This window comes from Methanobrevibacter sp. (assembly GCF_015062985.1).
Taxonomy (GTDB): Archaea; Methanobacteriota; Methanobacteria; order Methanobacteriales; family Methanobacteriaceae; genus Methanocatella.
The window spans coordinates 33273-45152 of the sequence record NZ_SUTI01000006.1 but is presented as its reverse complement, the minus strand read 5'-3'; the positions used below and the strand labels follow the sequence as shown (position 1 = coordinate 45152).

At 36.0% G+C, this 11880-nt stretch carries 14 protein-coding genes; 8 read left to right on the top strand and 6 right to left on the bottom strand.

Annotated features, from left to right (window positions below; translation table 11 throughout):
* Nucleotides 1–5: 5 nt before the first annotated feature.
* Complete coding sequence (locus tag E7Z77_RS04020) at nucleotides 6–866, top strand: radical SAM protein (protein ID WP_292750531.1); 861 nt, start codon at nucleotides 6–8, stop codon at nucleotides 864–866.
* Nucleotides 867–892: 26 nt separating this feature from the next.
* Nucleotides 893–2173: a DEAD/DEAH box helicase gene (locus tag E7Z77_RS04015; RefSeq protein WP_292750529.1), complete on the top strand. Its 1281-nt coding sequence runs from the start codon at nucleotides 893–895 to the stop codon at nucleotides 2171–2173.
* Here E7Z77_RS04015 and E7Z77_RS04010 read toward each other — a convergent pair whose 3' ends face one another.
* The 4 genes from E7Z77_RS04010 to E7Z77_RS03995 are packed head-to-tail and all read right to left on the bottom strand — an operon-like array spanning nucleotide 2174 to nucleotide 5486.
* Nucleotides 2174–2977, bottom strand: a complete 804-nt coding sequence (locus E7Z77_RS04010; RefSeq protein ID WP_292750671.1) for a winged helix-turn-helix transcriptional regulator — start codon at nucleotides 2975–2977, stop codon at nucleotides 2174–2176. It lies immediately after the preceding gene.
* 60 nt (nucleotides 2978–3037) lie between these two features.
* Complete coding sequence (recJ, locus tag E7Z77_RS04005; protein WP_292750527.1) at nucleotides 3038–4444, bottom strand: single-stranded-DNA-specific exonuclease RecJ; 1407 nt, start codon at nucleotides 4442–4444, stop codon at nucleotides 3038–3040.
* A 5-nt stretch (nucleotides 4445–4449) separates the two neighbouring features.
* Nucleotides 4450–4719, bottom strand: a complete 270-nt coding sequence (locus E7Z77_RS04000; protein WP_292750525.1) for a signal recognition particle subunit SRP19/SEC65 family protein — start codon at nucleotides 4717–4719, stop codon at nucleotides 4450–4452.
* Nucleotides 4720–4721: 2 nt separating this feature from the next.
* Entirely contained in the window at nucleotides 4722–5486 is a 765-nt protein-coding gene (locus tag E7Z77_RS03995; RefSeq protein ID WP_292750523.1) for a uroporphyrinogen-III synthase, read from the bottom strand.
* Between the two features lie 148 nt (nucleotides 5487–5634).
* Between E7Z77_RS03995 and E7Z77_RS03990 the strand changes: the two genes are divergently transcribed.
* The 5 genes from E7Z77_RS03990 to E7Z77_RS03970 all read left to right on the top strand — a co-directional run bounded on the left by E7Z77_RS03990 (nucleotide 5635) and on the right by E7Z77_RS03970 (nucleotide 7615).
* Nucleotides 5635–6099, top strand: coding sequence for a flavodoxin (locus E7Z77_RS03990; protein WP_292750521.1), 465 nt, complete (start codon nucleotides 5635–5637; stop codon nucleotides 6097–6099).
* Nucleotides 6100–6125: 26 nt separating this feature from the next.
* On the top strand, nucleotides 6126–6641 hold the full coding sequence (locus E7Z77_RS03985; protein WP_292750519.1) for a flavodoxin family protein: 516 nt from the start codon (nucleotides 6126–6128) through the stop codon (nucleotides 6639–6641).
* A gap of 111 nt (nucleotides 6642–6752) precedes the next feature.
* A complete protein-coding gene (locus E7Z77_RS03980; protein WP_292750514.1) occupies nucleotides 6753–6989 on the top strand; it encodes a hypothetical protein in 237 nt (78 codons plus the stop codon).
* A 53-nt stretch (nucleotides 6990–7042) separates the two neighbouring features.
* Nucleotides 7043–7228 (top strand): hypothetical protein, encoded by a 186-nt coding sequence (locus tag E7Z77_RS03975; protein ID WP_292750512.1) that lies wholly within the window; start codon nucleotides 7043–7045, stop codon nucleotides 7226–7228.
* The gene (locus E7Z77_RS03970) at nucleotides 7229–7615 is read left to right on the top strand and encodes a PIN domain-containing protein (protein WP_292750510.1); all 387 of its coding nucleotides are present in this window, start codon (nucleotides 7229–7231) and stop codon (nucleotides 7613–7615) included. It begins immediately after the preceding gene.
* Nucleotides 7616–7649: 34 nt separating this feature from the next.
* On the opposite strand, the gene E7Z77_RS03965 is transcribed toward E7Z77_RS03970, so the two are convergent.
* Complete coding sequence (locus tag E7Z77_RS03965) at nucleotides 7650–9167, bottom strand: hypothetical protein (RefSeq protein ID WP_292750508.1); 1518 nt, start codon at nucleotides 9165–9167, stop codon at nucleotides 7650–7652.
* A 344-nt stretch (nucleotides 9168–9511) separates the two neighbouring features.
* Here E7Z77_RS03965 and E7Z77_RS03960 point away from each other — a divergent pair, with 344 nt between their 5' ends.
* Nucleotides 9512–10177: a class I SAM-dependent methyltransferase gene (locus E7Z77_RS03960; protein WP_292750506.1), complete on the top strand. Its 666-nt coding sequence runs from the start codon at nucleotides 9512–9514 to the stop codon at nucleotides 10175–10177.
* Between the two features lie 221 nt (nucleotides 10178–10398).
* Here E7Z77_RS03960 and E7Z77_RS03955 read toward each other — a convergent pair whose 3' ends face one another.
* The gene (locus tag E7Z77_RS03955; protein WP_292750504.1) at nucleotides 10399–11829 is read right to left on the bottom strand and encodes a flippase; all 1431 of its coding nucleotides are present in this window, start codon (nucleotides 11827–11829) and stop codon (nucleotides 10399–10401) included.
* Between the last annotated feature and the right edge of the window lie 51 nt (nucleotides 11830–11880).

Sequence of the window (11880 nt, the reverse complement as noted above, 5' to 3'; positions counted from 1 at the left end):
AATTCATGCATTATGTAACTTCAAAAACTTTGCTGTCCGCCAATAATGGAATGAACCTCTACAGGGGATGCACTCACGGATGCATATATTGCGATTCCAGAAGCGAATGCTACAACATGAATCATGACTTTGAAGACATTGAAGTAAAGCAAAATTCTCTTGAGCTTCTAAAAAGGGAGCTTCTTAAGCGCCAGCCTGCAATGGTCGGAACAGGTTCGATGACAGATCCCTATGTCCCGCTTGAAAAGGATTTGCGATATGTCAGAAAATCATTGGAGCTGATTTACAGGTACGGCTTCGGATTTACCTGCATCACGAAATCCGATTTGGTATTGAGGGATTTGGACCTTCTTGAAAAAATCAATGAAAAGTCAAAGGCAGTAATCCAGATGACATTGACAACAGCCGACGATGAGTTATGTCGCATTCTGGAGCCCAACGTATGCGTGACTTCAAGGAGGGTCGAAGTATTGAAGACATTAAACGAGGCGGGAATCCCAACTGTCGTATGGTTGTGTCCGATTCTGCCCTATATCAATGACAGTGCTGAAAACATAAACGGGATACTTGATTTCTGCATTGAAAGCAAAGTTCGCGGCATAATCTGCTTTGGCATGGGATTGACTTTAAGGGAAGGCAACCGCGAGTATTTCTACAGAAGGCTTGATGAAAATTTCCCTGGCCTCAGGAAAAAATATGCTGAAAAATTTGGGGATTCCTATGCAGTGACATCTCCAAACAACAGTGAACTGATGAAGATTTTCAAAAAAAGAACCAGCGAGAACGGTATCTTAAACAACAACGATGAGATATTCCGGTATCTGCATCATTTTCCTCAAAAATCAGTTCAAACAAAACTAATATAAACCCTGTTTTTTAAATATTAATAATAATGAATTTCGATGATTTAAACATTTCAGATGATATCAAAAGCGCCATAGATGAAATGGGTTTTACAAAGCCGACTCCAATTCAGGCAAAAACAATTCCTGACGCTTTAAGGGGGATTGACATCATTGGGCAGGCACAGACAGGTTCCGGAAAGACCCTTGCATTTGCAGTGCCGATTCTTCAAAAGATTTTCATTCCGGACAGGTCTCCTCAGGCCATAATATTATGTCCTACAAGGGAGCTCTCCATGCAGGTGGCATCAGAAATCTCCAAGGCGGGAAGCAACATCAAAAAGCTTAAGGTTTTGGCGGTTTATGGAGGCCAGCCGATCGGAAAGCAGACAAGGGTATTGAAGAAGGGGGTTCATATCGTAGTTGGAACTCCTGGTCGTGTAATTGACCACATAGAAAGGGGAAACCTGGATTTGATTGGCATTGAAAGCGTTGTTCTCGATGAAGCCGATGAAATGCTGGAGATGGGATTTCGAGAGGACATTGAAAAAATCCTTGAAAAGACTCCTGATCAAAGGCAGACATTGCTCTTTTCGGCCACAATCCCTGATGAAATAAGGCAAATCGCTCAAAACTATCAAAAAAATCCCAAATTTATTAAGATAGCTAACAGAAAGCAGAACCTTCCAAAGATAACCCAGTATGCATTCAAATGCAACATTGAGGACAAGTTTGAAAGCATGACTCGTCTGATTGAAGCCTATGACATCAGAACTGCCCTGATATTCTGCAATACCAAAAAAAGTGTTGATTTTGTTAAAAAACATCTGAAAAAGCAGGAATTTTCCGTTGACGCTCTTCATGGTGACCTGACCCAAAAGGCAAGGGATAAGGTATTGAACAAATTCAGAAACGGTAACATCCGCCTGTTGGTTGCAACAGATGTGGCTGCAAGGGGCCTTGACATTGACGATGTTGGATTCATCATCAATTATGATGTTCCGCAAAACCTTGACGATTACATTCACAGAATCGGAAGAACTGCAAGGGCGGGAAAAACAGGCTACGCTTTCACATTGGTAAGTCGCGATGAAGTGGCAAGATTCAACAATATAAAAAAATCCAATGAAACCAGAATCGTTGAAAAGGAAGTGCCCACGCTTAGGCAATTAAACGACATCAAAAATGAGTTCATTATAAAAAAAGCAAAAAATATGATTAGCAATGATGATTTGGAGGAATATGTTGGAATAATAAAGAAAAGTGAAACTAATAAATTCAAATCAGATAAACTTGCAGCTGCTTTATTGAAAATGATAAGGGAAAATTGATTATTTTCCGCCATCTATAATGTTGTATTTGATTTTTTCAGCTTCCAATTCGCGTGTAAATGCTTTGCTCATGTCTCCAACGCAAATTGCAAGAACATTCAGTCCTTTGCGGGCAGCATTGGCGGTTGCTTGTGGAGCTGCAAATTCAATATCAATTGATAAACCTAATTTATTGGCTACAGCACGTGAAACAGTACCTGCAACAGCTATTTTGTCAATTTTTTCACCAGTGTTGGTGCCTTTGTCATAAACGTTTTTAATTAAGTCTAAATCGCAGGATTTTGATCCTCCATCTTTTATGGTTGGGACATTAATGACGGTAACTTCACCGACACTCATTTCAATGATTCCGGTAAGGTTTGTCAATGCCACATCCATGCCGGATTCCGCATCATCCATAACGAGACCTGTTGCATTTTCCTCTTTTTTGTGAGCGTATAATACTCCATCGTCCATATAAAGGCCGACAATATCGTCTTTTTTAAGTTCTTCTGTTGCAATTGCTGGCCATATTGTTTTATAATGGTTCATGGTCTCTAAAACAGAATCGGAATATTTCCTCAAGCTGATTGCATCTTTTTTGACTTTGTCAATGCCGGCTTGAGTAATCTTATAAGGGGATCTGCCATCTTTTGATGTGATATAACCTAATTCAATAAGTGTTTTGATATTTTCGGACACTGCCTGAATTGTAATTCCTAATTTATTAGCCAAATCTTTTTGTTTGAGGTGCGGATCTTGTTTTGAAATTTCACTCAAAATTTGAAAATGGGTTAGTGCACCTCTTTTTTTAAATGCTTTCATCATTATTCATTCCTCAATTATACTTGATAATATAATATTTACTATTTTATAGTATATATATTAATTTGTTATTTTACCATCAAGTTCCCTATTAAACAGTTCAATGAAATCTGATTTTTTATCAATTGGAATGTAGGCTCCGCATGCCATTGAATGGCCTCCGCCGCTTCCTCCAACTTCTCCGGCAATTTTTCTGATTATATTTCCGAAGTGTATGCCGTCATAGGAAAGCAATCTTGAGCATCTCAGCGATACCTTAAGCCCGTCGCTGTCTGTTTGAGTAAAACCGAGGATTGGTTTTTTCCAGTTGCAGTATCCGAGAATCATTCCTGTTATTGTTCCAACAATTTCTGGCTTTATTCCGTCGCCGTCAAAATATTGCAGATTTTCCAGCTCAATGATGTTGGTTTCATCGCCCTCAGCCACTTTGGCGATTGATTGGGCAAGATTGCGTCTATGATCCAAGCTTACGCTTTCAAGCTCATCCAATGCTACAATCCTGTCGCCTTTCAGCACTTCCATTGCAATCTTTTCTTCATGATTTCGTCCGCAGGCATTCATTGCAGTTGAGAACTCGGAGGCATCCCTTAAAAAGCTGTTTTTGTCTTCCTTCAGGAATGTATATGAATCTCCTATGATTAATTGTGGGATGTATTTGACATATCTTCCGGGAACAACTTTTGAAATCATTTCAACAAGTCTCTGGTAAAGCTTGCCCTTTTCTTCCATTGTCAGTTGATTTAAGGTTTTCCTGTTGTGTTTTTCATCAATTCCCAGCTCTTCCAAAATGGCCATGGTTTCTGTAGTGTTGTTTGTAATCGGCAATTTGACATCGCTGAAGTAGGATAGTGCAACAAACAGTGGCCTTGTATTTCTTCCGTAGATGTTGATGTCGCTTTTTGTCACATCGAGGTATCCTCCGTCAATTGCATCCTGCTGGATGATTTCATTCAAACCTTCAAAATGTCCGGTTCTGGTGTTCTGCATATCTCCGATAGCGGACAACACTCCAATCCAGCTCAAGTCAGTGTATCCGAATTCCTTTGCAAGGAAATAGCATAATCCTCCTCCGCAAACATAATATGACCCGTCAATGCCGTGATGCATAGGATTGATTTCCAGATATGTATAATTCTTATCGTTTTTATAATCGAGGTCCCTTAAGGGTGGATGGTGGTCCAAAACAATTATCTTTTGACCTGGTTTGGCCTTTCCGGTAATGTTCTGGCCTGAACCCAAATCAGAAAATATTGTCAGTTCATGGTCAAGTTCAATGTTGTCCAGAACATCAAGGTTCACGAATTCGATGTCATGTTTCTTATTTTGTCTGTCAAGTGTGGTTGATAAAATTGCACCGGAACAAATCCCGTCACAGTCGATATGTGAGTAGACCTTAATGTCTTGTGAATTCTCAATAATCTTTTTCGCTTCAAGGTATTGTTCGTGCATCAGTTGTGGTATTTGCATAGTAATCAGTTTCTTATATCTTTGATCTTTAAGCTAACTTCTTTTATCAGTTCTAATTTTGTCCCTTCCCATTCAACAAGTACTCTGCCTGATTTTTCATACCATTTTCCAGGATAAGCGCGTTCCTTGTCGATATTGTATTTAAGTCCAAGTCTTTTCAATGCTTTTTCGATTTCATTCATGGTCGGTTCTTTAACGCAATCTTCCAAAGCGATTTTACGACCTTGCTTAAGGGATAAATTCTTATTTAAATATTGTGGCCAAATTGTAATCATATCTAACACCTGTCCAATGTTTTGAATAATAGTTCCATCATGTCAGGAACCGTATAAGTGTCTGGGTAAATGTAGGTAACGCCATATTTTTCCAAAACCTTTGCAGTGATGGGGCCTATGCAGACGGTCAAAAGATTTTCACAAAGCAGTCTGGCTATTTTTTCCTTGTCCTCAACTATTTCAAAGAAGTTTTCAACAGTCAATGGACTTGTGAATGTGATAGCGTCAATTTCCTTATTTTCAATTTTTGAAATCAAATCCTTGACGGCATCTTCATCCATCGGAAACAGTGATTTGTAGGCTTCAGCCAGAATAACTTCATTTCCAAGTTCTTCCAGGCTTTCAGGTAATATCGGTCTTGCAGAAGCGGTTCTGGGAATTCCAATTACTTTATCGGTGATTTTCCTTTTCCGGAACTCTTCAATTAGACCTTCGGCTGTGAACTCTTCAGGCATCAGGTCAACAGTCAAGCCGTTTTTTTCAGCAAGCTTTCCTGTCTTGTTTCCGATGACTGCCAGCCTGCAGTCAAGACTTTCAATGAAATCCGGATAAAACTTATTCAGTGAAACGATGGTTGTCGGGGATGTAAAGATAATCCAGTCCAATTCATCTTTTCTTTTAACCAGGTTTTTCAGTGATTCGCTGTTTACAGGCTCCAAATCAAGTGTCGGTGCAAGAATCGGCACACCGCCTAATTTCTCTACAATTTCACAAGCCTTTTTTGCCCGATCCTTAGGTCTTGTTATTGCAACAACAGGTTTTGACATCTTGTATTACCTTCATTAATTTAATAATGTTATATATCTGTTTTAGATTGCTTATATCTTTTTGTCAATTTCATTTTTTTCGAATCATAATTGTTGCGAATGTTAACAATTATATAATATGAAAACCTAATTTTAAACAGGTGATAATATGAGTAATGTTTTAGTAGCGTATTTCTCAGCCAGCGGAGTTACCAAAGGTGTAGCGGAAAAAATAGCTGGTGAAAACGGATATGACATATTTGAAATCGTGCCTGAGGAAATATACACCCCTCAGGATTTGGACTGGACAGACAAAAATTCAAGATCAACAATTGAAATGAATGACAGGCAGTTCAGACCTCCGATAGCTGAAACATGTGACGTTTCAGGATATGATACTGTTGTCATCGGATTTCCGGTATGGTGGTACACCGCACCGACAATCATCAATACCTTCATTGAAAGCGTTGATTTGAAAGGCAAAACAATCAAGGCATTCTGCACATCAGGAGGATCCGGAATTGACAAGTGCGTAAGCGACCTCCAGGCAACATATCCTGAACTTAGCTTTGCAAAGGGAATCAGGTTCATGGGTGACACTTCAAAAGCAAAAGACTGGATAGAAAACGAATAAATAATAGTTAAAAGAGAGTAGTTATCATGTCTAAAAAAGTTATTGTGATAAGTTCATCACCAAGAATAGGTGGAAACTCAGATACATTATGTGATGAATTTGTAAGAGGAGCCCTTGATGCGGACAATGCAGTTGTAAAATATAATCTGGAAGAAATCCGATTCCATTCATGCAAGGCATGCTATAAATGCAAAACACCTGAAATGAAATGTTTCCAGGAAGATGGTCTTGCAGAGGTCCTGGATAAGATGATGGAAGCGGACGTAATCGTATACGCAACACCTGTGTATTACTATTCAATGTGCGGAACCCTTAAAAGGTTCTTTGACAGATGCTATCCTATATTCAGGGATTTGGAAAACAAGGATTACTACATTATTACCGCTGCAGGCTCAAGCAACGGAAACGTATTGGTTGGAATCAGGGATTTCATTAGTTTTTCCAAAAACCCGACTGAAAAGGCAGTATTTTCTGCATTCGGTGATGTAAAATCCCAACCTGAATTGTTAAAAGAAGTATATGAAGCAGGCTTTGACTGCTGAACTCATTTTCTTTTTTTTTGTTTTAATATATTTTATTAACGCTATTTTTTTTAAAAACATAAATATTTATATGGAGTTAGGAAATTAAATTATAGTTAGGAGGCATTGTCAATGGTTAGTGTAACAAGAATATATGACAAGTTTCAAACTGTAATTCCTCTTGAAATCCGCAAGGAATTTAATTTGGATAAATCTTATAAAGTGGAATGGAAGATAACTAAGGATGGAAAAGTAGAACTTGATTTCATCAAGGATTTAACATTGGATGAAATGATAGGCAAGTATTCTGCAGCTGAAAATATTGATTCCGTTCAGTTGAAGCACGATTTTAAAAACAGCAGATTATAGTTTCATGAAAATATTTAAATAGTTAGGATTTTAATATTAAGTTAGGTGATACAGTGAATGTTTTCAATTATAAGGAAGGGAAAATGCCATCATCTGAAATTGTGGAAAAACATGGAATGTATCGTAAAAGAACACCACGAAATAAAATTTGCCTTGATAAATTCATTGGGAAATATAATGCAGATGACAGTATGGATTGTGTAAATCTAAAAAAAGATTTCAAGGATGGTGTGCTTTAAATGATTTTTTTAGACACTACTTTTGTTGTGGCTTTGTTCGTTTCAAATGATGATTGGCATGAATCTGCAGTTAGGGTGTATGATGAAATAAGAAACGAGAAACTTGTAATCTCCAATCTGGTCATTGCCGAAACGGTCACCATATTAAAAAATAAGCTTAAGACAAAAGACATCATGGAAATATATAGGAATATTCCGAATTTTTTCCATGTAGTCGATGACAATTCATTGTATGGTGAAGCAATGAATGAATTCGTAAAATATGACTCAACAATCTCATTTTTTGATGCAATGTACGTCGCGGTAATGAAAAAAGAGGATATTATTAAGATTGCCAGTTTTGATAGTGATTTTGATAAGGTGGATAATCTGGTTAGATTATGTTAAAAATGAAAAATAAGGAAAGAAATAAATCTTTCCATTATTTAAATGGATTTGAACTGTCGTAAGTTTTATCGCCGACAGTCAATTTGTAGTTTCCGTAATCAATCTTGCCGGAAACGGTTAAACTGGATACGGCACTGTCGCCGGTTAAAGTCCATGTGGATCCGTCTGCAACATTGACGGTAGTGTTTCCGGTAGAGTTGACGGCTCCTTTAAACTCAGTATTTTTCATGGTCCAGTTGAGAGAGCTGATTGCATCAACAATAACATTTCCTTCTATTTTTTCGTTATTGGTGTTCAATTCAGCCACTCCGCCGTTTGATCCCTGAGTTCCCCATTGGTTTTGGCTTGAAACTTCAAGGAATGTTCCGCTTCCGAAGCTTAACTCGGTGTTGTCCAGATTGATAACGCAGGCAGTATTGGTTACATGGAACATTGGTGCCTCTTTATAGACTGAAGATTCTTTAGGAATTGATAGTTTGGAGTTTTTAGCATCGAAGAGGGATGTTCCAACATCAGCATCTCCGCTCATGCTTTGGTAAATGAATACTCCACCTAAATCGACATATGCATCACCGTCTTTACGGTTTCCTTCACCATAACCGTTTAATTCACAGTTTGTAAGTTCAATGGAGTTTTTACCTTCTATACAAGCTATTTGGGAAACATAAGAAGTACCTTTAGTGTTTTCCAATGTGATATTTCCTGTGGAGTAGATTAAAGGTGAACCCCTTCCGCTGGATTTGCTCACTCCTGTGTTTATTTCTGAGTTTTTGACATGGACCTGACCTTCTCCGCGGTCGGTTGCAAGAGCGGCACAGCTTTGGCCGTCGGTGTTGATAATGACATTTTCGGCATTGATTACTCCGTTGTATGTTGCGTCAAGGCCTCTTGACTTATCGGAATGTGTTGTAATCTTCACGTTTTTAACTGTTGCTGTTGTGTTTCCGGAAACTGTAGTTTCACCAGGTCCTCCACCGTTTCCGCCAGGTGCAGATCCTCCTTCACCGGAACCTTCAGGTTTTTCAGGAGGTTGTCCTCCATCACCAGCTTCAGGAGCTTGTCCTCCTGCGTTGCCATTGCCTGTTGCTTCGGGAGGTTGTCCTCCTTCATCGGAGCCCTGGGAAGAATCTCCGCTGGCATTTGCATTGGTTACAAAGATACCATTGGATCCTTTGGAATTGGTGTTGATTTCGACATCGGAGATTTCCAGACTGCCGTTTGTATTAACTAAAACAGCAGAATTGATTCCATAAAAATCAGCGTCATCACCGGTGGATGCAGTATCACCGGTTTTGTTTATAATAGAATTAGTAAGTTTTAATATTCCACCATTTTTAACTAAAATAGCGTTAATATCAGCGTTTTCAGTTGAAAAAAGTCCTTTTGTTACATCTAATGTTTTTGAGTCAACAGTAATGTTGCCCTTCTTTTCAAGCGCATTTGCGTCAATACTGACGGAATCAGTACCTGCCGTAGCATTTGAAATCGCAAAAGCACCCGCACAAATGATTAATAGGATTGCAATAACTGCAAGCAAAACTTTTGGTTTCATGAAAGTAATAACTCGTAAGTTATATATAACATTTATTATTTTGAAAATTAATCACTATAACTATTTGAATTATATGCTTTTTTCCTGCTTAAAATAAGGTGCATTAACCCAAATAAGAAGACAATTACAATATAAATGAGATATGTGCATTTTTTTTTAAAATGTGGAAGATCCGGATAGTTTCTATAAAGAGCATCACAAATTATTAAACAGTTTAATATGTCTGTTTTTAGGATATTCTGGAAAGTCATTCGATTATTTTTGTTGCAGTTGTTAATTGAGTCAATAATATACAATATGATTACAAGATAAAATTATTATATTGTAATTATATAGTTAAGTGTATGTATAGCCGAGATATTTTTTTAAAAAGTGAAGGGGATGCTTATTATTTAAGAAATAAAAAAGCTCTTAATGAGGATGTGGGATTGGATGTGTTGTTTTATACCCAGTTTCTTTTAAACAATGAATTTGAAGATATTAAAATAGTGGAAATTGGTGCGAGTAATGGTCGCAACCTTAATTTCTTTAAGGATAACTTAAAATGTGAAGTTTCAGGTATTGAACCTTCCTCAAAAGCCATATCAGATGGAAATAACAAATTTTTTAATGGAGATGAAGTTTTATTAAAAGGGAGTTCTGATTCTCTTCCTTATGATGATGAGTCTATGGATATTGTAATGTTTGGATTTTCTCTGTTTTGGGTAGATAGGAAATATTTATTCAAATCCATATCTGAAGCAGATAGAATTTTAAAAACAGGAGGATTCTTATTTATAACAGATTTTGATACAACCAATCCTTATAAAAGGATTAATGTTCATAATGAAGAAACATTTACTTATAAAATGGATTATGCTAATCTTTTTTTAAGTAATCCTCAGTATTCTCTTGTAGAGAAAAAACAATATTCACATAATACTTCAAATTTTAATTGTGAAATCCAAGAAAGAGTATCTGCACAAATTTTATATAAAGATTTTGAAGATAATGTTTATATTAAAGATTAAATTAGAGTTAGGCAAATTTCATCTTTAAGAATTTGTAATCTTACTTTAAAGGAAGAATGATCCTAATAATTAAAAGTAGTAACAAAAATATTTCCAATATTCGAATATCCCTTGCAATATCATGAATTTGGACATTCTGATTAAAAAGTGAACTACAAGACATAATTCGAATGCTATAATAAATAGTAATGGTTATTCTTTAATATTTGGTTTTTGTATTATCAGTTTCTTCCTATAATTTCTTTTATTACATATGTGTCATCATCATCAAAGAATCTAAATAGATAAATAGATGCAAAATAAATTATTATTCCAACTGGAAGTGCCACCCACATGTTTAGGTTTAAGAAGTATAGTGCAATTCCTAAGACTGCTGATCCGGCTATTATTTTTATGATGTCAAAGTATAACTTTTTGTTTGGTCTGTGACCTAGTTTATAGATTACATATGCTTGGATAACAACAATTAAAACATCACTTAAAACGGTTGTAATTGCAGCTCCGTTATATGAGAAATACGGAATCATGACGAAGTTTAAAGCTATGTTAAATATTGCAGCTATTCCATATATTTTTGTAACACTTACTTCTTTATGTGATGCATTTAGTAATGTGGTGGTTGCTCCACTAATGAATAATAAACAGACTGTCCAGATTAAAATGCATAAAACAGATGATGCAGCATCATATTTGTGCCCATAAATTAAGTGTATTATATCATTTGAGTATAAAACTGTTGCTACTGCAATTGGGATAATTATAAGCATCAGATATTTTATTGATTTTTCAAAACTTATCAAAAGTAGGGATTCATCATCATTAAAAAATTTACTCATTACTGGGAAGATCACTGCACTGTAAACTGAGTAAAATAAGGTTAAGACGGATATTAATTTGTATGTTGCATTATAGATTCCAGAAGCATAATTTCCAACCATATTGGTAAGCATAACTACGTCTATGGAGTAATATATGATGTATAATAGGCTAATGATTGCAAAAGGTAGTGATAAAATGGTAATTTCTTTACAAAATCCTAAATCTAGCTCGAATTTAGGTTTAGTAACATTTTTTTCAAGGGCATAATAAGCGTAAATAAATGCAATGGCATTTGCTAATATGTATGAAATTGCAATTCCGATAATGTCGAAATCGTAAAATATTGTAATTAAAATGAATATTAATAAAATGATATGTAATAATGTATTTTCGATTCCCTGATATTTTCCTTCTTCAAATGCTTGAAATGATCCGTTTAATAAGTTTATTATTGTTTTTATAATCATTTCAATAGTGAACAGCATGGTTACAGTAAATGTGAGTTCATCCGTTTTCATTATTATCAAAATAATTAATGTTAAAATCATTGTACTTACACCGAAAATACATTTCAGGGGTATTGCATTACCTAAATATTTTGGTGCAGAATCATAATCGGTAGCGATATGTCGGACAATATGAGTATTTAATCCTAAATCAGTAGTAACCATTAAAATAGCAGTTAAGGAAGTAGCAAATCCAAAAATACCATATTTATCCACTCCAAGATATCTTGCCATTAACACAGTCCAAATAAATGCACAGATGCTGGCAACAATTTGGGAAATAAATAACCAACTCATATTTTTGAATATTGTTTGTACTTGACTCATAAACTCACGATTTTTCAATTTATATAGTACTTATTATATTTAGTATGTTAA

Excerpts from the sequence above, each read along its gene's own strand:
- E7Z77_RS04020 (WP_292750531.1), top strand. The coding sequence starts at position 6 with ATGCATTATGTAACTTCAAAAACTTTGCTGTCCGCCAATAATGGAATG.
- E7Z77_RS04015 (WP_292750529.1), top strand. The coding sequence starts at position 893 with ATGAATTTCGATGATTTAAACATTTCAGATGATATCAAAAGCGCCATA.
- E7Z77_RS04010 (WP_292750671.1), bottom strand. The coding sequence starts at position 2,977 with ATGAAAGCATTTAAAAAAAGAGGTGCACTAACCCATTTTCAAATTTTG.
- recJ (WP_292750527.1), bottom strand. The coding sequence starts at position 4,444 with ATGCAAATACCACAACTGATGCACGAACAATACCTTGAAGCGAAAAAG.
- E7Z77_RS04000 (WP_292750525.1), bottom strand. The coding sequence starts at position 4,719 with ATGATTACAATTTGGCCACAATATTTAAATAAGAATTTATCCCTTAAG.
- E7Z77_RS03995 (WP_292750523.1), bottom strand. The coding sequence starts at position 5,486 with ATGTCAAAACCTGTTGTTGCAATAACAAGACCTAAGGATCGGGCAAAA.
- E7Z77_RS03990 (WP_292750521.1), top strand. The coding sequence starts at position 5,635 with ATGAGTAATGTTTTAGTAGCGTATTTCTCAGCCAGCGGAGTTACCAAA.
- E7Z77_RS03985 (WP_292750519.1), top strand. The coding sequence starts at position 6,126 with ATGTCTAAAAAAGTTATTGTGATAAGTTCATCACCAAGAATAGGTGGA.
- E7Z77_RS03980 (WP_292750514.1), top strand. The coding sequence starts at position 6,753 with ATGGTTAGTGTAACAAGAATATATGACAAGTTTCAAACTGTAATTCCT.
- E7Z77_RS03970 (WP_292750510.1), top strand. The coding sequence starts at position 7,229 with ATGATTTTTTTAGACACTACTTTTGTTGTGGCTTTGTTCGTTTCAAAT.
- E7Z77_RS03965 (WP_292750508.1), bottom strand. The coding sequence starts at position 9,167 with ATGAAACCAAAAGTTTTGCTTGCAGTTATTGCAATCCTATTAATCATT.
- E7Z77_RS03960 (WP_292750506.1), top strand. The coding sequence starts at position 9,512 with ATGTATAGCCGAGATATTTTTTTAAAAAGTGAAGGGGATGCTTATTAT.
- E7Z77_RS03955 (WP_292750504.1), bottom strand. The coding sequence starts at position 11,829 with ATGAGTCAAGTACAAACAATATTCAAAAATATGAGTTGGTTATTTATT.